Source organism: Candidatus Nitrososphaera evergladensis SR1, from assembly GCF_000730285.1.
Lineage (GTDB): Archaea > Thermoproteota > Nitrososphaeria > Nitrososphaerales > Nitrososphaeraceae > Nitrososphaera > Nitrososphaera evergladensis.
In genome coordinates this window covers 942,528-960,957 of record NZ_CP007174.1, presented here as the reverse complement: position 1 = coordinate 960,957, position 18,430 = coordinate 942,528, and the positions used below count along the sequence as shown (strand labels likewise).

The window sequence follows — 18,430 nt, the reverse complement described above, 5'->3', positions numbered from 1 at the left end:
TACTGGATGCGCGAAGTCTTCTTTGGGCGTCGAAAGGTCGAAAAAGAATTTTCTAAACTTGATTCTTATACACAAAAGAGGGTAGCAAAGGCAATAGAAGAAATCAGGGAAAACCCCCAGGTTGGAATTCTTTTAACTGGAGATCTCGCGGGATATTTCAAATATAAATTCGGAAAATTTAGAGCCGTCTATTCTTATGATGAAGAGAAAATTATGATCGTTGCATTGGATACGCGTGATGACGTATATGATGAGATAAAGCGATACATTAGGGAAGTAGGAAAAATACAAGTGAGTGCGAAAAAAGCCGTAGACGATTAGTTTATCTTACTGGACGATCATTTCTGTTGATATATTTCTCATATAGTAATCCATAATGAATCAGTCGTCATTTCTTGCTTACTTTAGCTTTGATCTTTCCATCTTCAGAGAATATTTCCCATTCGAGCTCATCCTCATGTTTTACCTTGAGAGCATCCGCGACTCCTTCTGGTATTACAGTTTTGACGCTAGGCGAACCCTTGCGAACGTAATGTACCTTGCTTTTCAATGCTCAAACTACAATACCTACCAGGTCTATTTATCTTATTGGTATATACATAGCCCAACAATTATATATAATAGACCAATGTATATACCAATATGCAGCCAAGAGGAGTGCTTTATCATGGCCTAAATGACCAAGCGGAGCAAGCACAAGCGGCGAAAGGTCACAACCTACTTGGAAGACCGGAGACAGCTTAGGATGACGCAATTTCCTTCTGACAAGCGCCAAACGTATGCTCAAAACTGGAAGGCTTATGATGATGCACAATGTGGTGAGCAAGATACCTTCTTGAAGCTACTGTCAGATTTGTGTAGAAATGTTGATCAACCTGCCTATGACTTCGGAAGGCCCAGGCTGCCTCTTTCGGATATGGTTTTTGCTTCTGCGCTGAAAGTGTATTCAACTTTCTCCTTGCGTCGCTTCATGAGCCAGATGCAAAAAGCAGTCGCAGAGGGTCATGTTGACACTTTCTGTTCTTATTCTTCTGTTTCAAACTATATGCGTAAGAAAGAGCTAACACCGATACTTTACGAACTTATCAAGCTATCAAGCCTTCCACTGGCTTCCGTAGAAACTACCTTTGGAGTGGATAGTTCTGGCTTTGGTACTTCCTCTCGTTTTGCTAGATATTTCGACTTCAAGCATGGGAAAGACAAGAAGTACAAAAAGTGGGTGAAGGCACACATTTGTTGTGGCCTAAAGACAAACGTAATAACTGCAGTCCAGCTTACGGATGGTGACCGTCCTGACCACCCGTACTTTCAACCATTGTTGGAAAAGACAGCGCAGTCATTTAACCTGAAGGAAGCTGTTGCAGACAAAGCATATCTCAGCAGAACGAATCTCCAGTTTGTAGAAGACCTCGGTGGAAAACCATTCATTCCCTTCAAGGTGAATAGCCGAGGCTTGGCTATAGGAGCACCTGCCTGGAATAGGATGTACCACTATTTCAACCTCCATAGAGATGATTTTATGAAGCATTATCACAAGCGGTCGAATGTCGAAACAGCATTTCATATGATAAAGACAAAGTTCAGAGAATATGTAAGAAGTAAGGATGAAACGGCGCAATTCAATGAAGTTTTGTTAAAGATTCTATGTCATAATATTTGCGTGGTGATTCAGGAAATACACGAGTTGGGAATACGGGCAGATTTTTCAGTCTGAAACCTGGAGAATAATCAAAACTTTTAGAATTAGTATGTATGCGGAATCGTTCCGCCGTTGATTATGTCTAATCCAAATGTCTTCCTGATCTCCTGTTCAAAGGCAATAAAATCGTGATCAAAAGTCAATAACTCCGTCTTGATATATGTGGCAAATTTGGCGGAAGTAGAAAGAATCCGTAAATCATTTCCGCGCGGCGGGCCATCTGCAGGACTATTTTTTTTCTTTATTGATACCCACACCTGAATTTGGAGGGTATTTCCTCCCGACCAAATGTTTGCGTACATGTTTTCGACGTTTGGCATCAAGGAAACATCATCAGGAAGTATGCCATAGTTTTTGTGAAGTCTACTAAAATTCTCAAGGGATTTATGGACTAGCAGTCTGATTTGAAGTGGAGTTAATTTTAAATCTCCTCCCTTCTCGGCAAGAATATCCCAAATTTTCTTATGTGTTTCGGATTCGACTGTCTTAATTATCGCAACTTTACTTATCTCTGAGTCGAGATAATACTTCATTGATTTGTAATTCTGCAATTGAATAGGTATGCCGTGGATTTTATGGTTTATTGAATAGCTGAGGCAGGCATTAGTGTCTGGAACTACTATGCTGTCAGATTTAAATTGGAAAGGGACTGCGCTAGCCGTTTCGCTTCTTCCTCCGTGAACGCCTCGTCAAGAGTACGTTCGAAAGGATTATTATAGATTTTTCTTTTATCACAATATCCTAGAAGATAAGACTCTAACTCTGCAATCTCCAAGAATCTTGGACGTAGCAATTCCGAATTTGCAGGCGGCCTTACATCCTTTGATGTATCGGCAATCTTGTGAATGAGTTCTCTGGAAAGGTAGAGTGCCACTCCTCTCTTGGCTGTATCTGATACGCTTTCGAGTGCCTTCAAGATATTGCCGATTATTTCTAACGTAGAGAGAACAAACGCGGATTGCCGATTATTATACGTCCTACTGCATTCAATTAAGGGAGGTAAGATGTTCTCCAGTTCTTTTTTTACCTCGGCGGCCAACTTTAGTGAATCCTTAGGGTCAATGCCAAACTTGGAGTAGACTTCATCGAGAAGTTCGCATCTGGTTCTTGCCAATCGTGATTCAATAATATTTTCTACTTTCTCTAATGTACGGGGCAGAAGTTCTTTTTTCATTTTTTCGATCTCCTTCTTACCATTGCTGGTCAAATAGAAAGAAAAGTAATGTTGACCATAATTCATCATTGATTCATTTTCGACTATAGTTACTAAGCCTGAGTAGGCAGATAAATCAAGCTCCAATAGGTCTGAGAATGGCCCATAATGATATTTTCTGAAGTCATATTCGTCTATGTGTGCCAAGACTTGAGTAAGAAATGTTAGCTTTTGGAATTTGGTTTTGCCGTGGATTACACCATCAGATTTATCGAGTATGAGCAAAGGAAGCCAGAGTCTTTCAGGGATTTCAGTATTCACAGGCAAAACCTCCTATTACAGGATACGTACTACTGTTAAGTATATCTACACATGAGCTAGTTATCTGACTCTTATTGCATTGACAAACCATTTGCGACGCCCTTTGAACAGAAATTGGTGCCGTCCTTTCGTCGCAGTTTGAACCAAAACAGCATAGTCATACGGTAGTTGTTATTCTATAGACTATAAAACTTTTCTATATAAGGGTGCTCAAAATCCGCCATTGTTTGAAAAGTCCCACTAGAATCTCGGATAGCAAGAGACGAAGCAATCTCGCTGCGGGTTAAGACATCAATATTTAAGCGCTGCGGGTCTCGAACTCATTTTGCTTTAGTTTGCACTGTTGTAGATTGATGCCAAACTTCATCGAAGTACTTCAGCAGCTTTCTCATAACATTTGCATCTGAAATTATTGCGCCGGTATTGTACTGCTTCATGAGACCATCTTGGGTTAGGTCGGCTGACGAAATAAGAGCCTCTTCATTATCCCTTATTATTATTCTAGAATGAACGAAGTTGTTGATTCTATGGTTATCCTTTAGATTATCCTTGATGAAGCCAAAAGCCTGCCTTTTATCACTTGTAAATTCATCTCTGGCTCTTGTAATGATTTGAATGTTGGCGCTCTTGCTTTTTTCAAGGATATCCTTAACGAATGACATGTCCGCGTATGGCGAGATAATCTTCAATGTATGATTGCAATTACAAATCATCCGTTTTGCCTCATCCTCCAGCGACCTGTCATGCGGCGGAATTGTTGTCACGAGGTCTAGTTGTCCTGTTTGTTCTTCCCACTCTTCGTCTATGCGAATCGCAACTCTCTTTGAGCTGAAAGTGGAATATCGGTTATCCAATAGGAAATGAAGTGATCCGCCTGAATGCACTTGCAAAGTAACCTGTCCTGAAGGTACCTGTCCTGAATAATGGGAATATTGTACAGGGCAGAGATAAGCGTTGTTATTTCTTAGACAGTTTAGAGCCCAGGTGACAAACTGATCTCTACTTAGCACATACAACCGTATATCGTCAACAGTGTTGCTCTGATTAATGTGCAGGACGGTGAAAGATACAGAGATTTTATGATTAGTCTTGCCCAAGTGATCCAAATCATATGAAAGGACAGATATTCCATTTAGGCTAGTAGGAATATCTAACATTCCATCATAAAGGATTCTGAACTGTTTTCTTGAACCCATGTTCCGTCAGGCAATTTCATTCTGGAGAATATCTGTTTAAAAAGTAAGCTGGCTGTTTAAAAAGTATCGACAGTTACCGACTTTTTACACAAAGCCGTTGACGACTGATCTGATAAATAGTTGAGAGAGGCAGGCATGTTTATGGCCAATGTTTCCAAGGGCGTTACGCGAATTTACTCTAGGAACATAAAGCCCGGTCACGAACAGCAATACGATGACTGGCTGAGGCGGTATCTAACATATGAAAGGCAGGCCCGTGGCTATTTGGGTACAACAGTGATTGTTCCAGGCGGAACTAACTCCAATCTGCGATACATTATACACCATTTTGCCAACAGTGACTCACTAGATGAATGGGAAAGGTCTGAACAGGCCATAAAGATGCTAGAGGAAGTTAACAATTACTCTACCCGCCATTACGAAACAGCTACTGGCCTTGAGACCTGGTTTACAGTACCTGACCTGCACGCAGTAGCCGCACCGCCAAAATGGAAAATGGCTGTAATTGTCTTTGCTGCCGCATTTGCTATAAGTACTTCAGCACGCTATTTGCTTAATCACTACCTTGAGTCAACATCGCTCTTTATTTCAAACGTAGTCTACACTGCAATACTAGTACTATTATTGACCTATCTTGCAATGCCTGCATTAAGCAGGCTGCTGCGCAAATGGTTATACTCAAAAAAAGAGAATGAATACGCTTAGACTTGGCCTCTTATTCCCATGAATTGCGAAAATGCCGCATCTGTTTGATACTTTTATTTCGTCTCCTCACACAGCAAAAAGGACGCTGATAAAAATTCCGGCCAAACCGTGGCCGCTACTATTCCTCCCCCTGTTCATCCTCTCGAGGTGATACATTACGAATTTCAGAATTACGTCGAACACCCAGTTCATATCAGAAGCCACTTTCGAAGCGAACAGCCTCGCTTGCTCTTCCTCTGGAATATCCGACGGCAGGCCTGCAAATGCCAAAAACGTGGCCAGCCTGTGCGAATACTTTACCTTGGGCACGGGCGACTTTAGCGAGTACAAGAACATCGTCCAAGGGTCTGTTTGAGTTTTCATCATTTTTTCGAGTTCACCTTTTTGTGCGAACTCAACTTTAGAGAACTATTTGCGAGTCAGTTACCGACGGGCCTGCTCTTACATTAGGTTCGGAAACCTTTTTTCTATGATAACTTTTCCGGTCGGAAGAACCCCGATGAACTTCCAGCCTTCTGTTATTATCAGTTTTTCTGCTTCTTCGCTTGAACTACGCGCTGGTTTGGATGATATTGCCGATGCCCAGTTTCTGGAACATCTCTTGCATCTGCCCAAGTTGCTCTGGACTAGCCATTGCAATCGCTTTTTGCATCTGGTCTTTCTGCTTCAGCAATGGATCTTCTTCGCGTAATTCAAAGTCAAGGAATATTTCACTGCGTGGAATGCCTCATTTGGATAGAAATTGTAGACCACCGGTATTCTATTTCTTCATCAATCAACGTCAGGGATCTTGCGATCTCCAACCGTTAGAAAGCTGCTGCTTTCTTAATTTTAAATAATTAACGATCTTGTGAGCTGTAAAATAGACGTCTGGAATTTTGAAATGGTAGCCTTTCTATGGAGATAAAGAGACTTTATTTACTAACGAACACAATCAGTTTCATGGACACGAAAAAAACAATCGCAGTTCAAGCAGTAATCAATGCTCCTGTAGAAAAAGTTTGGAAACTTTGGACTGCTCCCGAGCACATCACTAAATGGAACAATGCTTCAGACGACTGGCACACGCCACGGGCAGAAAATGATTTGCGGGCAGGCGGAAAATTCCTTTGCCGAATGGAAGCAAAAGATGGCAGCGTTGGCTTTGACTTTGCCGGCGTATATGACGAAGTAAAAAAGAATGAATTGATTGCTTACACTCTTGGCGATGAAAGAAAAGTGAAGGTTACTTTCACAAAGAATAACGATGTTGAAACCAAAGTGGTGGAAACTTTTGAAGCTGAAAGCACCAATCCCCTTGAAATGCAGCGTGGCGGCTGGCAGGCTATTTTGGACAACTTTAAGAAATACGTTGAAGCAAGCAATTGAAAAAAATATCATCGGTGAACCTTTCTAGCAAGGCTCCCCTTGGGGAGCAATGCCTTTTATGCCATTTGCTATAGGACACCTATGAGCAAAGCTATTGTCCAAAAAATCACACCACATTTATGGTTCGACAAGGAAGCAAAGGAGGCGACCGAGTTCTATGTATCCATATTTCCGAACTCAAGGATAACGAATGTGACGACAATTCACAACACGCCATCTAGCGATTGTGACATCGTTTCATTTGAGCTCTCCGGTCAGCCGTTTATGGCCATAAGTGCAGGACCTTTCTTCAAGTTCAATGAATCTATCTCATTCATGGTACACTGTGACACCCAAGAAGAAATTGACTATTACTGGCAGAAGCTTTCTGCAGTTCCCGAAGCTGAACAGTGCGGCTGGCTCAAAGACAAGTATGGTCTCTCATGGCAGGTTGTGCCTACTGTTATGGGCGAGATGATGAAGGATAAAGACGAGAAGAAAATAGCGCGAGTAACCGAAGCGTTTCTTAAAATGAAAAAGTTCGATATTGCCACTCTGCAAAAAGCATACGCTGGGCAATAATAGAAGATGAACCCTGTAGTCTATTTTGAAAATTCCAGCAGAAGACAGAAAGTACATGGCCGACTTTAATACCAAAGCATTTGGTTGGAAAACTCGACAGCCTGACGTTTGCAAAAAAGATAAACATGCGTAAAGAAAATTTCTTCCAACCAACCACAAGCATGCCTACAACCGTAGACGAATATCTGGCAACATTACCAGGCGATGTGCGCGATGCCCTTGAAAAACTCAGGCGCACCATCAAATCCATAGTTCCTGGAGCTGAAGAGAGGATTGCTTATAGGATTCCCATATTCAGACTAGAACGCGATCTAGTCGGGTTTTCTGCTCAGAGAAACCCTCAGAAAAGACTCTGCTCGTTTTACACCATGAGCCCGCCGCTAGTAAAAGCGATGAAAAAAGACTTGCAAAATTACAGAGTGTCAGGCGCAACCATTCATTTCATACCTGAGAAGCCGTTGCCAGCGGCGCTTGTCAAGAAAATTGTGCGTGCAAGGGTAAAGGAATTATCAGTAAAAGCTAGAAAATACAAGAGCTGAAGTCAAAAAAATGAAAAGAAGACCAGCCCGCCAAGTTAGCATTCCTCAACAAAAAAGATTCTCGGAGAGTAGACTGCAAGCAAGAGATGTTTGTTTAAATCGACAGATCCTCTCAACTGTTGTGAAAGGAAAACAATATTTTTTGCCATGCAATGATTACTTCTACAAGGGCCATGACAGCGTCGCTAATCAAGACTACTACAACAGACAATGAAGCTGCAGCGGCAATTGATGTCTTGGTACTGGCGTTTAGCGCAGACCCTGCTGCGCGATGGGCATGGCCAGATCCGCTGCAGTACCTCACGCATTTCCCCAGCTTTGTCAAGGCGTTCGGAGGAAGAGCGTTTACTCATGGGAGTGCATACTATGTTGATGGGTACGCCGGCGTAGCATTGTGGCTTCCACCGGATGTCCACCCCGACGAAGACGAGCTAACCACACTATTGCAGCGCACCGTGCCGGAGGAGATTCAGAAGGACGCCCTTGCAGTATTTGAGCAGATGGGTAGCTATCACCCAAGTGAGCCGCACTGGTATCTGCCGCTCATAGGTGTCGACCCGTCTCAACAGGGCAAGGGATTCGGCTCTGCTTTAATGCAGCATGCACTTGTCACGTGCGACCGCGACCACAAGCTTGCCTATCTTGAATCTTCAAATCCAAAGAATATCCCCCTCTACGAACGGCACGGGTTTGAGTTACTTGGCACCATCCATGCGGGCAAGTCGCCGACCATCTTTCCGATGCTCCGCAAACCAAGAACCCCAAGATGATATAACATTACAAGAACAACGACTTGTACACTATACTACTGCTACGCGGTGCTTGTCGTTGCCGCTCCGCCGCCAAGGTTTACCAGAATGTCACCTGTCGACTGGTCAACCTGCACAGGATAGGATTTCTGGTCAGTTGCCCACACTGTTGCGTCAGACACTTTGCCACTGCGCACGTCAAAAAGAGCATAGTGCCAAGGACATTTGAGGTCGTGCCCCATAAGCTCGCCTTCTTCCAACGGCCCGCCCTCGTGTGAGCAGACCGCGTCCATCGCATAGACCTTGCCTTCCACCAGGGCCAGCACAATCTTGTTTCCTTCAACCTCCACTCCTAGAAGGCCACCTTCCTTCAAGTCGCCCTTGTTTGCCACTTTTTGAAACCCTCTGGCTTCTCCTGCCATGCAGAATATAATGCGTCCTTTCTATTTACGGGTTTGACGTCATCATCAAAATCGCGCGAAAAACATTAACTGGCAATTAAAGTCTTCGTACATATTTTTGTAGCATCTCAATGTTTATATCAAAACTTGACCCTAACGTACGTACACACATGAAACTCATACAGGCTATGCCAGACATGCCGAGTCCTGTCACCGAAGCAGAAGTTGAAAGATTTCTTGAAAGCAAGCTCAACATTCAGCTAGCCACCATTGACGAAGAAGGCTATCCAAACATCCAGCCTATCTGGTTCTACTATGACAAGGAATCCGGCAAGATATACACAGGAACACAAAAGACGACAAAAAAGATTCAGAACATAAGGAGAAACCCGGGCAAGATCTACTTTTCCATCGACGACGAGAACTTTCCATACAAGGGAGTAAAGGGAAGGGGAGAAGCAAGCATATCTGAAGACAGGCAAAAGAACTTGGCAATCGTGGAAAAGATAAACCTAAAGTACCTTGGCACGCTCGAGCACCCGCTGGCAAAGATGCTGATGGACAACACCAGAAACGGGACAGAGCTTGTGATCCAGATCACGCCGAAATTCTTTTCTGCGTGGGATTTTGGCAAGGCAATGTAAAAAGAGACTACTGCATCCTCTTTCCACGTTTTGCAGGCACTGGAGAGAAGCTATCATGGGGCGTAATCCATCAAATAGTCAGGAGGTTTGTCAAGATTCTGGCTGTCAACCCTCACGTGCACGCTCACCCAGTAGTGGAACGACTGCGGGCTGCCTACGAGCGACGCTTCTAGTGGAAATTCAACCCGGTCTCTGGGCATGTCAAAAGATATGCGCGTCATTGGAACCGTGTATTTCTGGCCAGTATTGTTGTAGACGGCAAAGTACCATCCCTTTGCGGCAAAACCAGAGTCTGGCGCAAAATTTGGCAAGATTACCGTGTAGACATGATTGAAAGAAGTCATGATGTGCCATACGTACGTTGTTTCGTATTTTTCATTCAAGTTGGGATCGCCGGCAAGGCCGGCTGTCAAAAGAAATGTACCATCATCATCGCCATTGGCAGTCTTGCGGACATCGGCCCACAGGATATCATGATACCCCATGACGGCAGGCACTATGCTGGTTTTGTATTGCTGGTCTGGCCTCGCGTCGCCTTTCTGGTCAACTATGAGGCTGCTGTTGTTGTTATCGTTGTTGTTTGTACTAGCGAAAAACCCGACCCGTTCTTTATTATTCTGCTGCATAGCTGGCGACGATAATAATGGAGATGATGACGACGATGACTGCAGTACTTCAGATGCAAAAGCCGCAACCACCGCTATTGATATCAGGCTTGCTGCTGCAATGATTGCGACAAACAGCTTGTCCACCACCAATGTAGATAGGCGCAAGAAGGCTATTATTTTTGCCTGCTGCGACCTCCGCGCCCTGCTCAGGCCGTCTGGAAACTGTTTTTAAAAATCGGTGCGGATAAAACGCATATGACGAGACGTGTGCCGGACCGCAGCAAGGATACCATTGATTCTGCGGTCCACCGTTCAATGGTTGATACTGAAAAAATCAACCGCGCAATAGAGCGAGTCGCAAGGGGAGACGACGATTTTATTGACGACGCGATTGGCAAGTTAAAAGACTTGCAATTTCCGGCGTTTAAGCACAAGATCCTAGAGCACGTCAGAAACAAAACACAAGACCAAGACATTATTGGATTGTTTGAAGGCCTTGACGGCTATATCGCATTCAAGGACGCGTACCACATTCGCAAGATAATAGAAGAAAACGGCACAAAGTACAAGCAGCAGTACCAGATATCTGACGAGACAAGAAAGCGTCCCAACTTTGCAAGGCAGAAAATACGCGGCGGGGGCATAAAGGAAAGAGAGGTTGCAAACAAGAGCGAGGAGAGAAAAGACTATCCAGAGATTCCTCCCACGACGCAATCAAATTACATATGTGACAAGTGCGGCAAGGAATTCCAGAATCAGCACGACCTCGTAAACCACAAGCGGTTTGAAGGCGACTAAGCTAGGCTGTTGTTGTCGGCTTGTCGGAACTATCAGGCGGCGGGGACGGCCGAGCCAGCGTGACTTCTGTTATCCATTCGCACTTGATGTTGACCTTTGAATGATGCTTTTCAATGGCATCCATGTCGGGTCCTTCCAGCAAGCAAAAACACACGCCGGAATCCTTGTTGTAGAAAAGGTTGACGTGTCTGACTCCAAACTCGTCGGTTGGAGACATGCACAGTTCCTTTAGGTTTGATTCGCTGAATGGCACCTTGTGGACGTCAAGAAAAGTGGGCACAGGGAGTTATCAGAAATTTAGAATATAAGGCTTGCTATCATGTATTTAGTTAATTTTAGTATCGTCCTTGCTATGAAAATTTCACGTAAGATGCACTGCTACTTTATATCTTTAGCATTCCAAGGAACAGGCAGAGAGTTTGTTTGGGCCGAGGATCATCATCATTACCACCATCGTCGTACAGCGATCCCGTTGCTGACAACGAGGAATTTGTCGTACTGGCCGACGAGCCAGGTACTATTATTTTCAGCCTCTTGTCAGATGCATCAAACAAGATTGATTTCTGCCTTGACCCTCTTGCAAGGTTTGGGCAGGCAGCAAATGCAAAACAGCTAGCGGTGTTTTTTGCAGATCTCAAGAAAAAGAACTTGCAGCTGCGCGTCATCACCAGCATCACAAAAGATACTTCCGCGGCTTTAAAGCAGCTGATAAAATATGCAGATGTCTACCATGCGGAAGGACAAATTGCCAGCAGTTTTTGCATTGTTGACGGCTCTATGTATATCTGTCACGCAGATGGCGGCGAAGAAGGGCACCCTAGTCAGGCGCTTTTGACCAGGCGTCCACAATTTGTCAGGATGCAGCAATACCTGTTTGACAGCCTGCTTGGCAGGACGGTTCCGGCAAAGGACAAGCTGCGCGAAATAGAGCGAGGAATCCAGAGCGAATTCATCGATACAATAAGAGAGCCTTCCAAGGCGCTGCATCTTGCAAAGGCACTGATAGATTCTGCCACGTTTGACGTCCTCATCCTCTTTTCGACCATCAATTCCTTTTACAGGGCAGAAAAGGACGGCATACTGGACCTGCTTGGAGAGGCAAGTGGCCGAGGGGCGGCCGTAAAGGTGCTGGTCAAGGTCGACGACGAAACGATGAAGGACACCTACAAGCAAAAGATCAAGCAAAAACATGACCGCATCAACGTGGCATTCATTGAAAAAGCCGTAAAGAGCAAGATAACAACGCTTGTGATAGACCAGACCTATTCGCTTGCTATTGAGGTAAGCGACGATGCCAAGAGCACGTTTTCAGACGCCACGGGTCTTGCGACGTATTCTAACAGCGAGTCAACGGTCTTTACGTACTACTCCATGTTTGAGAACCTGTGGATACAGGCAGAGCTTGAAAGGCAGAGCAAGGTAAGAAACGCGTATTTTCACATGTTTAAAGGACAGAAACTTCGAGACGAGATCTACAGGCGCGACTGGAAGACAGACGCGGACAACAAATAACGAGAAAGGGAGAAAAGAAAAATTTTATTCGCGCTCTGTCAGCGGAGGAGCTTGGTTTGCATAGTACCTTTTTCCGGCTACAAACGACAATAGCGCCGACGCTCCTGCACCTGCGTACATCGCAAGGCCGACAAGCAGGTTCCCGTTGAACCCTATTATCATGGCCAGCATTGCGGCAAGCACGGTCCCCAGTATGGACGCTATCACGTTTATTCCCCAGAGGAGAGTGGTGTTATTGTTGTTCTTGTTCTCGCGCGCACCGTTGGCAAAGCGCAAAGGCGTAGACGCCATCCTTATGAGCGCAGGGAACTGGAACCCCATCAGCAGGCCGGAGGGAAACAGCAGTGCAAAGGTAAGGGCGGCCCTTGAAGAAAGTTCCATAGTGATGCTTGAATCGATTATGCCCTGCAGGAAGAAAAAGTAAGACAGTATGATGCTCACAAGTATCGGCACTGACACAAACACTGCCCTGTGCGGCCTGTCCCGGAACATCCTGCCACTCACGTACGCGCCGATGCCGCTTGAAAGCAAGATGGAGAACAGTATCACAGTCAGGGCCATTATCGGGGTACCAAGCAGCAGCAGGAATTTCTGTATGAACGTGATTTCAAGTATCATGAATCCAAGGCCGATAAACACCGCAAACATCACAAAGCCGGCCGTGCGCGCGGTCATTCCCGGCTCTCCCCTCTGCCTGAATTTCGTCCCGGTCTTTCTTGCATGGTACACCAGGATAACCGACAGTGCAGCCGAGATTACAAGCACGGTTTCAAGCAGTATCACCATCTGCTGCGGCACCGGTTCTTTTGCAAAGTAGAACGGCGAATCGTCAGTTGGGACCTTGGGGTTTCCAAGCGAGGATGCCGCCACATAGTCGCCGTAAGTGCTGGCGCTTGAGAACAGCTTGTCGTACGGCGGGTTTATCATCGAGTCTGCAAGCATCGTCACGTCTGCGCGGCCTGCCTCGGCCTTTTGCTTCACCAGGTTCACTTGCTCGTCGGTAAAGGGCGAAGCCTTGACCATGACAAGCACCGGATAGTACTGCTGAGAGTCCTGCGTGCGGCCAAAGTACAGTCCGGGACGGTCTTCTACTACCATTATTTGCTTGCTTGCGTCTTCCATGCTCTGGCCGGTCTCCCTTGCCACCGACTCGGCCACTATTGGCATGAGCCGGGGAAGCTCAAAGTTCCAGCGGATCATCACCAGCATCCCGTCATCATTGCTCAGGTGCCTATAGTACTGCTGGAACGCCTCTACCGTGTAAAGGTAGTTCTCTGACAGGGCGTAGCCCCCGGCAAGCTGCGCCGCCCACGAGTCGACCAGTTTTATCGTTATCACGTCATACTTGTCAATCGTTGAGCTGATGAAGCGCCTGCCGTCATCTATGAACAGGTCGACGTTGGGGTTGTCGTACACGTTGGCCGGCCCTCCAAAGCGCTTTACTGCAGACACTATCAACGGGTTTATCTCGACAGCAGTCACCTTGTCAGCGCCTCCTGCAAGGGCCATCATGATGTCCTCGCCGCCCCCGCCCCCGATCACAAGGACGTGGCCCGCCCTTGTCAAGTTGTACGGAACATAGTCCATATAATCGCGCATCCATGCAAGGTCGGCCCTGTCGCCTGACCATCCGTATATCGGCGTGCCAGCATCGGCGTCTATTATGATGTGCGCAAGCTCGTGCGAGCTCCGGACAGGCGTGCCGGCGCCAACGTCGACTCCTTCAAGGGAATGCTGTGTTGTTACATCGACTCTTGAAAACGAGTTCCACATTGCAGACAGGTGCTCAAAGGCCGGATTTTTCAGCTGCCAGTACAGTCCTTTGTTTGGCCCGGGGTGAACCTTGGCAAAGGTGTCGATGCCCTTGGCCACCTGCGGCTGCATCGCGGCCATTGCGGCAGGGCTGCTGACCACGAGCAGGATGGCAATCCCTGCAAGGACTACGGCGGCAGTTATTTTCGACCTTTTCGTCATCACCATTGCTTCCGGCGGCCCTGCTGCTTTTTGGCGGCTGTTGCCATTCCTCAGGAGCAGCAGCGCACCGATGATTGCAGACCCTGCGACCAGAAGCGACGTCAGCAAGAGTACCGATTCTGCCCCCAGGCCAAGCATCAGCGGGTCAAGCATCAGGGCCGCAGAGGAGGCGCCCACCAAGTCTGCAAAGTACAGCTTGCTTATCTGCCGGGGCATGGCAAAGAAGACGAGCGCCATTATGGACCCTGCGAAAAAGAACGGGATCGACGATATGAGGTAAAAGACATAGATGTACGACGTATCAGGCGGGATTAGCGCGATTGCAAGAATGAACAGGGGCACCGAGATTGCATACGCGATAGAGTGTTCGGTTATCTTTTTTGCAAGCGCCGCAGGAGTCATCATCGTCTGCGGCGTCGACAGCCAGCGCCATATCCCGCCCCTATGCTGCGTACCGTTACCATAATCCTTTTGCATGTGGACAAGGAGCGAGCCTATCCCAAGCCCAAAGAACGCGACAGAGATGGCCATGAACGCATAGTCGTACCACAGTATTATGGAAAATACGCGGGTCAGAGCAAGCTCAAACAGCACCGTGCTGAGGGATGCAAAGAACAGGACAGCCATCAGAAAGGCCAGCATGTTCCTATTCGTCTTTAAACTATAATCAAGCAAATCCGCGCTTTCTCTCCTTTTCTTTTCTCTCTTTTTGAAAGTCTATGCAGCAATCATTGTTTAAGCAAACGAAGTCCGAGTCTATAGGAAAGCGGCAGAATTTTTTTAGAGTAGCAGCGCTATGCAGCCTTTTATCGGGTGTGGGTTAAACCCTTTTATTTTCTCCTATTCTAGTATTGGCAGAGGTTATCTCCCTCCGCGGGTGGGGGCGTAGTGCCTGAATGGCCAGCCCTCATCGGCGCGCGTGCGTGTATATTTTTTTACGGGGCGTAACAAAAAACCTGCGCAAAACGGTTTCGCCGGCTGGCTCATATGCACAACCAACTTTTCAAGCTCGGCTCGATGTTATTTTTGCAGTTTACAGAAAAAAAGAAGGAAGAAGGAAGGTCAGCGCGGCTTTTCAACCATATAAGACCTTAGCATCCAAGCCATCTTTTCGTGCTTTTCCATCAGGCCTATGAGAAAGTCGTTGGTGCCCATGTCGTGGAATTTTTCGTCGGTTTCATCGACATTGCCCCGGAGGATGCGGATGGTTGCTTCATGTGAATCCAGGAGGTTGGCAAGCATTGTATGCGCGTCAGGATAGCTGCCAGGGTCCTCCTTCAGGCGCGTGTACTGGATAAATTCGGTCAAGGTCCCGATCGTCTGGCCACCAAGCGAGCGGATCCTTTCGGCCACCAAATCTACGATCTCGTCCACTTCCTCGTACTGCTCCTCAAGGAACTTGTGCAATTCGCTAAAATCCGGCCCGACTACGTTCCAGTGGTACTTCTTGGTCTTGGCAGACATTACATATTCGTCACATAGCAACTCTGTCAGAATCCTGATGACACCTTCGCGGTCTTTTTCTGGAATGCCAATCTTTGGCTCCTTGTCCGCGTGTATGAGCCTTGAAACTTCTAGACTTTGTTTGGTCATGTGTAATAGAGAGTTAAAAAATATAAAAGAGTTTAAGGGGAAAAATTGTTTTGCAAAAAAACATGCATACATTACAGGAAATCCAAAAAAATAATACACATGCGCATATGTGCATCTGCTGCCGGCAGTCCAGCTCTGCCCTTTTTCTCTATTCTACGGAATAATGACCTGCGCAATTCGTCCCAAAGTCATTATTATTAGATCCGGCAATAACCTGTATGAGCGGAAAACTAAGGGACATAAGGGAGACGGCGTCAGATGCTATTGAGATAATTCATGAAATAGGCACTCCCGAAGTGCGAAGCTCCCTTGACAAGATCAAGGACACCACAAAAGAGGTCAGAGAGATCATACAGGCTCTTTCTACTCCCGAGATGGTCAAGAACATGGAGAACATGCGTCTCACTGCCGAGTCGATGCAGGATGCGGCGTCTAGGATGGAAAACACGTTCAAAGAACTAAAGGAATCAGGCGTGCTTGACGAGGTCAAGAAAACGTCCGAGTCCGCAAGAAACGTCATGGATTCCTTTGGAAGTGCGGCAGGAGGCAACAACAGCGAAGTGATGCAGGCTTCAAAGGAAACGGTGCAGGCAGTAAAGGAACTCGTGCAGGAATTAAAGCTAGCCATATCAGATTCACGAAAATCCGGGGTCATAAAGAACGTGAACGAGACCGTCAAAGAAATATCTTCTTTAAAGGATACCGTGACATAGGCAGATTGAAACAACATTTAGAACGCTCTAATTGTTGCGTGTGAGGTTATGAAGGCCGTCCAGATAATAGGTGATCAGGTGGTGGCAAGGGCTATGACAGATACAATGCGCCGGACCATCCTCATGATGCTGCGGGACAGGCCTATGACCCAGACGCAGCTTGCAGAGGAGCTGGGACTTTCCAAAGCTGCGCTCAACCACCACCTGAAGATACTAAAGCAGCACAACCTCGTCAGCATAGTGAAAAAAGAGGTGGAATCGCACGGCATAGTTCAGAAATTCTTTGCTGCAAACTCTTACCTCCAGCTCTATGATTTTAACTCCCTTCCAAGGGATGTAGTCAGTTATTTTTATGCCGCGCGCCTGGAAAGAGAAAGGGGGATCATTTCGATGCTGGCGTTGAACAACCAATCGCTCATGCGCGACCAGAAATTGACCAGTTTCATCACAAAAAACCTGTCGGCCTACCTTATCGAGGCCGCAGGGCCTTATGTCAACACGGAAATTGATTACGGCGACGAGGGCATCATATACGAGATCTATACGAAAGCAGTAAAGGCGCTTCTGAAGGAGAAATTGATAGAATTCTAGTATTCGTACAGGCAAATATGACATGTCATTTGAATAGAGCGGGACTCCATTAGAGTTATCTAACCGATATCACATATCGAACCATGGATCAGATCTTTATCGAGCCCAATCAAGAATTGATCGAGATCGCAAAAGACGTGTGCGCAGAGGAAGCGATAGATTTCGATTCGCTTGATGCGCGCCAAGTAAGAGGATTGATCTATTACTGGTGCTCATCATGCAATAGGATATACCCGCTTACCAACCTCGTAGTCTCGAAGAGGAAAAACATTTGCGAGCACTGCAAAGAAAAGGTAAAGATTTACTCAAACAGCAACAAGTATGGAAAGCTCCGCCGGAGAATTTTTAACAAGATACTAGATATGCGCAAGAAGAGATCGACAGCAGAATATGCCAGTGTTCCGTACGACACAAGAAGGATCATTTTCCTGCCTGAAAAAACAGGGCGGCTCTGAAATACTAAAAAACGCGCAAGCCCTTGCCAGCCGCGTCATCGAATCCGGCTCTCGCTCAGACCGACGATCGGCACAGCTAGCAGGAAGGCCCGGTCATGTCATCATCATTATTACTTGGCATAGTATCTTTCGCGGTTGGCCTTCTCTCTAGCATCTTTTGCGTTTCTGCTTGGATCTTTTCTTTTTCCTACGTTTGGCTCAGGTTCTGGACGGGGCTCTTTGCCAAACTGCCCCTCGGTTGCATCGTTAAGCGCCTGATCCCGCTTTGTAGGATTCTTGGTTTCTTTGCTCAAGATACTTTTCTCACCACAGGGTGCCCTGTCTCCTTCTTTCTATGCAGGCTCTTTTTCCCTCTTTGCCCTGCCACCGGCGCCGGACGCCTGCTTACCGCTTGGCATATCGCTTACTGACTCTTTTACGCTCTGTCCTATCTCTTTAAGATCCTTGCCCGTTTCTTGAAGGTCCTTTTTGGCCGGTTTCAGGTCTTCAGCCGCTTTGCTGGCTTGGCTTTTGAACTGCTTTACAGTGTCCCTCGTGGCGCTGGCAGTCTCGTTTATGGCGTTTACGGTGTTGTCAATTACGCCCTTTTCCTGCAGCTCTTTGGCTGTTTCGTTAATGTCCCTAGCAGTATCCCTGGCGGCAATTGCAGCAAAGCTCACTGCCTCGCTTATCTCGTGCAACCCTCCGCTTTCCCTGAGCGTCCTTACAGTCTCCCTTATCTGCATGGACGATTCGCGCAGGTTTTTGGCAATGTTTTTTATCGTTTCAGCTATCTCTTCGGGACTCTTTCCCGCAAGCGTGGTTGTTCTTTTTGAAGAGGTCTCCATGTTAAAATGTCGACTTTGAATTA

The 18,430-nt window shown here is 46.4% G+C and carries 26 protein-coding genes; 13 read left to right on the top strand and 13 right to left on the bottom strand.

The window, feature by feature from the left end; genetic code table 11:
- Positions 1 to 6: 6 nt before the first annotated feature.
- Entirely contained in the window at positions 7 to 321 is a 315-nt protein-coding gene (locus tag NTE_RS05000; RefSeq protein ID WP_148699367.1) for a type II toxin-antitoxin system RelE family toxin, read from the top strand.
- 67 nt (positions 322 to 388) lie between these two features.
- Here NTE_RS05000 and NTE_RS16405 read toward each other — a convergent pair whose 3' ends face one another.
- A complete protein-coding gene (locus NTE_RS16405) occupies positions 389 to 550 on the bottom strand; it encodes a hypothetical protein (RefSeq protein WP_158384940.1) in 162 nt (53 codons plus the stop codon).
- Positions 551 to 745: 195 nt separating this feature from the next.
- On the opposite strand from NTE_RS16405, the gene NTE_RS04995 reads away from it, so the two are divergent.
- Entirely contained in the window at positions 746 to 1,714 is a 969-nt protein-coding gene (locus NTE_RS04995) for a transposase (RefSeq protein ID WP_158384944.1), read from the top strand.
- 29 nt (positions 1,715 to 1,743) lie between these two features.
- Here NTE_RS04995 and NTE_RS04990 read toward each other — a convergent pair whose 3' ends face one another.
- The 3 genes from NTE_RS04990 to NTE_RS04980 form a co-directional block, all read right to left on the bottom strand.
- Entirely contained in the window at positions 1,744 to 2,232 is a 489-nt protein-coding gene (locus tag NTE_RS04990; RefSeq protein ID WP_148699369.1) for a hypothetical protein, read from the bottom strand.
- Between the two features lie 86 nt (positions 2,233 to 2,318).
- Positions 2,319 to 3,173 carry a hypothetical protein gene (locus NTE_RS04985; RefSeq protein WP_148699370.1) on the bottom strand — a complete coding sequence of 285 codons (855 nt, stop codon included), beginning with the start codon at positions 3,171 to 3,173 and terminating at the stop codon, positions 2,319 to 2,321.
- A gap of 320 nt (positions 3,174 to 3,493) precedes the next feature.
- Positions 3,494 to 4,369 (bottom strand): phospholipase D-like domain-containing protein, encoded by an 876-nt coding sequence (locus NTE_RS04980; protein ID WP_148699371.1) that lies wholly within the window; start codon positions 4,367 to 4,369, stop codon positions 3,494 to 3,496.
- Positions 4,370 to 4,489: 120 nt separating this feature from the next.
- Between NTE_RS04980 and NTE_RS04975 the strand changes: the two genes are divergently transcribed.
- On the top strand, positions 4,490 to 5,074 hold the full coding sequence (locus tag NTE_RS04975; RefSeq protein WP_148700018.1) for an antibiotic biosynthesis monooxygenase: 585 nt from the start codon (positions 4,490 to 4,492) through the stop codon (positions 5,072 to 5,074).
- Between the two features lie 66 nt (positions 5,075 to 5,140).
- On the opposite strand, the gene NTE_RS04970 is transcribed toward NTE_RS04975, so the two are convergent.
- Positions 5,141 to 5,440, bottom strand: coding sequence for a hypothetical protein (locus NTE_RS04970; protein WP_148700017.1), 300 nt, complete (start codon positions 5,438 to 5,440; stop codon positions 5,141 to 5,143).
- Positions 5,441 to 5,624: 184 nt separating this feature from the next.
- Entirely contained in the window at positions 5,625 to 5,747 is a 123-nt protein-coding gene (locus NTE_RS17295; protein ID WP_264357940.1) for a hypothetical protein, read from the bottom strand.
- A gap of 269 nt (positions 5,748 to 6,016) precedes the next feature.
- Here NTE_RS17295 and NTE_RS04965 point away from each other — a divergent pair, with 269 nt between their 5' ends.
- From NTE_RS04965 to NTE_RS04950, 4 genes are all read left to right on the top strand, one after another.
- Positions 6,017 to 6,442, top strand: coding sequence for an SRPBCC family protein (locus tag NTE_RS04965; protein WP_148700016.1), 426 nt, complete (start codon positions 6,017 to 6,019; stop codon positions 6,440 to 6,442).
- Between the two features lie 81 nt (positions 6,443 to 6,523).
- Positions 6,524 to 7,003, top strand: coding sequence for a VOC family protein (locus NTE_RS04960; protein WP_148700015.1), 480 nt, complete (start codon positions 6,524 to 6,526; stop codon positions 7,001 to 7,003).
- Positions 7,004 to 7,083: 80 nt separating this feature from the next.
- Positions 7,084 to 7,542, top strand: a complete 459-nt coding sequence (locus tag NTE_RS04955; RefSeq protein ID WP_148700014.1) for an iron chaperone — start codon at positions 7,084 to 7,086, stop codon at positions 7,540 to 7,542.
- A gap of 173 nt (positions 7,543 to 7,715) precedes the next feature.
- The gene (locus tag NTE_RS04950) at positions 7,716 to 8,312 is read left to right on the top strand and encodes a GNAT family N-acetyltransferase (protein WP_148700013.1); all 597 of its coding nucleotides are present in this window, start codon (positions 7,716 to 7,718) and stop codon (positions 8,310 to 8,312) included.
- Between the two features lie 41 nt (positions 8,313 to 8,353).
- Here NTE_RS04950 and NTE_RS04945 read toward each other — a convergent pair whose 3' ends face one another.
- Positions 8,354 to 8,713, bottom strand: a complete 360-nt coding sequence (locus tag NTE_RS04945; RefSeq protein ID WP_148700012.1) for a Rieske (2Fe-2S) protein — start codon at positions 8,711 to 8,713, stop codon at positions 8,354 to 8,356.
- Positions 8,714 to 8,889: 176 nt separating this feature from the next.
- Here NTE_RS04945 and NTE_RS04940 point away from each other — a divergent pair, with 176 nt between their 5' ends.
- The gene (locus tag NTE_RS04940; protein ID WP_226987191.1) at positions 8,890 to 9,336 is read left to right on the top strand and encodes a pyridoxamine 5'-phosphate oxidase family protein; all 447 of its coding nucleotides are present in this window, start codon (positions 8,890 to 8,892) and stop codon (positions 9,334 to 9,336) included.
- A 53-nt stretch (positions 9,337 to 9,389) separates the two neighbouring features.
- Here NTE_RS04940 and NTE_RS04935 read toward each other — a convergent pair whose 3' ends face one another.
- Positions 9,390 to 10,094, bottom strand: a complete 705-nt coding sequence (locus tag NTE_RS04935; protein ID WP_226987190.1) for a hypothetical protein — start codon at positions 10,092 to 10,094, stop codon at positions 9,390 to 9,392.
- 105 nt (positions 10,095 to 10,199) lie between these two features.
- Here NTE_RS04935 and NTE_RS04930 point away from each other — a divergent pair, with 105 nt between their 5' ends.
- On the top strand, positions 10,200 to 10,742 hold the full coding sequence (locus tag NTE_RS04930) for a hypothetical protein (protein WP_148700009.1): 543 nt from the start codon (positions 10,200 to 10,202) through the stop codon (positions 10,740 to 10,742).
- Position 10,743: 1 nt separating this feature from the next.
- On the opposite strand, the gene NTE_RS04925 is transcribed toward NTE_RS04930, so the two are convergent.
- Positions 10,744 to 11,022, bottom strand: a complete 279-nt coding sequence (locus tag NTE_RS04925) for a nickel-binding protein (RefSeq protein ID WP_148700008.1) — start codon at positions 11,020 to 11,022, stop codon at positions 10,744 to 10,746.
- A 143-nt stretch (positions 11,023 to 11,165) separates the two neighbouring features.
- Between NTE_RS04925 and NTE_RS04920 the strand changes: the two genes are divergently transcribed.
- Positions 11,166 to 12,254: a PX domain-containing protein gene (locus tag NTE_RS04920; RefSeq protein WP_148700007.1), complete on the top strand. Its 1,089-nt coding sequence runs from the start codon at positions 11,166 to 11,168 to the stop codon at positions 12,252 to 12,254.
- Between the two features lie 24 nt (positions 12,255 to 12,278).
- Here NTE_RS04920 and NTE_RS04915 read toward each other — a convergent pair whose 3' ends face one another.
- Both NTE_RS04915 and NTE_RS04910 read right to left on the bottom strand, forming a co-directional pair.
- Complete coding sequence (locus tag NTE_RS04915) at positions 12,279 to 14,903, bottom strand: spermine/spermidine synthase domain-containing protein (protein WP_148700006.1); 2,625 nt, start codon at positions 14,901 to 14,903, stop codon at positions 12,279 to 12,281.
- A 387-nt stretch (positions 14,904 to 15,290) separates the two neighbouring features.
- Entirely contained in the window at positions 15,291 to 15,821 is a 531-nt protein-coding gene (locus tag NTE_RS04910) for a Dps family protein (RefSeq protein WP_148700005.1), read from the bottom strand.
- Positions 15,822 to 16,039: 218 nt separating this feature from the next.
- Between NTE_RS04910 and NTE_RS04905 the strand changes: the two genes are divergently transcribed.
- The 3 genes from NTE_RS04905 (at position 16,040) to NTE_RS04895 (ending at position 17,580) form a co-directional block, all read left to right on the top strand.
- Positions 16,040 to 16,534, top strand: a complete 495-nt coding sequence (locus NTE_RS04905; RefSeq protein WP_148700004.1) for a hypothetical protein — start codon at positions 16,040 to 16,042, stop codon at positions 16,532 to 16,534.
- A gap of 48 nt (positions 16,535 to 16,582) precedes the next feature.
- Positions 16,583 to 17,125: an ArsR/SmtB family transcription factor gene (locus NTE_RS04900; protein WP_148700003.1), complete on the top strand. Its 543-nt coding sequence runs from the start codon at positions 16,583 to 16,585 to the stop codon at positions 17,123 to 17,125.
- A gap of 83 nt (positions 17,126 to 17,208) precedes the next feature.
- Entirely contained in the window at positions 17,209 to 17,580 is a 372-nt protein-coding gene (locus NTE_RS04895) for a hypothetical protein (RefSeq protein WP_148700002.1), read from the top strand.
- 110 nt (positions 17,581 to 17,690) lie between these two features.
- Here NTE_RS04895 and NTE_RS04890 read toward each other — a convergent pair whose 3' ends face one another.
- Both NTE_RS04890 and NTE_RS04885 read right to left on the bottom strand, forming a co-directional pair.
- Positions 17,691 to 17,873 carry a hypothetical protein gene (locus tag NTE_RS04890; protein WP_148700001.1) on the bottom strand — a complete coding sequence of 61 codons (183 nt, stop codon included), beginning with the start codon at positions 17,871 to 17,873 and terminating at the stop codon, positions 17,691 to 17,693.
- 39 nt (positions 17,874 to 17,912) lie between these two features.
- Positions 17,913 to 18,407, bottom strand: coding sequence for a methyl-accepting chemotaxis protein (locus NTE_RS04885; RefSeq protein ID WP_148700000.1), 495 nt, complete (start codon positions 18,405 to 18,407; stop codon positions 17,913 to 17,915).
- Between the last annotated feature and the right edge of the window lie 23 nt (positions 18,408 to 18,430).

Excerpts from the sequence above, each read along its gene's own strand:
- NTE_RS04960 (WP_148700015.1), top strand. The coding sequence starts at position 6,524 with ATGAGCAAAGCTATTGTCCAAAAAATCACACCACATTTATGGTTCGAC.
- NTE_RS04965 (WP_148700016.1), top strand. The coding sequence starts at position 6,017 with ATGGACACGAAAAAAACAATCGCAGTTCAAGCAGTAATCAATGCTCCT.
- NTE_RS04945 (WP_148700012.1), bottom strand. The coding sequence starts at position 8,713 with ATGGCAGGAGAAGCCAGAGGGTTTCAAAAAGTGGCAAACAAGGGCGAC.
- NTE_RS04895 (WP_148700002.1), top strand. The coding sequence starts at position 17,209 with ATGGATCAGATCTTTATCGAGCCCAATCAAGAATTGATCGAGATCGCA.
- NTE_RS04905 (WP_148700004.1), top strand. The coding sequence starts at position 16,040 with ATGAGCGGAAAACTAAGGGACATAAGGGAGACGGCGTCAGATGCTATT.
- NTE_RS04940 (WP_226987191.1), top strand. The coding sequence starts at position 8,890 with ATGCCGAGTCCTGTCACCGAAGCAGAAGTTGAAAGATTTCTTGAAAGC.
- NTE_RS04980 (WP_148699371.1), bottom strand. The coding sequence starts at position 4,369 with ATGGGTTCAAGAAAACAGTTCAGAATCCTTTATGATGGAATGTTAGAT.
- NTE_RS05000 (WP_148699367.1), top strand. The coding sequence starts at position 7 with ATGCGCGAAGTCTTCTTTGGGCGTCGAAAGGTCGAAAAAGAATTTTCT.
- NTE_RS04995 (WP_158384944.1), top strand. The coding sequence starts at position 746 with ATGACGCAATTTCCTTCTGACAAGCGCCAAACGTATGCTCAAAACTGG.
- NTE_RS04990 (WP_148699369.1), bottom strand. The coding sequence starts at position 2,232 with ATGAAGTATTATCTCGACTCAGAGATAAGTAAAGTTGCGATAATTAAG.
- NTE_RS04930 (WP_148700009.1), top strand. The coding sequence starts at position 10,200 with ATGACGAGACGTGTGCCGGACCGCAGCAAGGATACCATTGATTCTGCG.
- NTE_RS04950 (WP_148700013.1), top strand. The coding sequence starts at position 7,716 with ATGACAGCGTCGCTAATCAAGACTACTACAACAGACAATGAAGCTGCA.
- NTE_RS04885 (WP_148700000.1), bottom strand. The coding sequence starts at position 18,407 with ATGGAGACCTCTTCAAAAAGAACAACCACGCTTGCGGGAAAGAGTCCC.
- NTE_RS04910 (WP_148700005.1), bottom strand. The coding sequence starts at position 15,821 with ATGACCAAACAAAGTCTAGAAGTTTCAAGGCTCATACACGCGGACAAG.
- NTE_RS04970 (WP_148700017.1), bottom strand. The coding sequence starts at position 5,440 with ATGATGAAAACTCAAACAGACCCTTGGACGATGTTCTTGTACTCGCTA.
- NTE_RS04900 (WP_148700003.1), top strand. The coding sequence starts at position 16,583 with ATGAAGGCCGTCCAGATAATAGGTGATCAGGTGGTGGCAAGGGCTATG.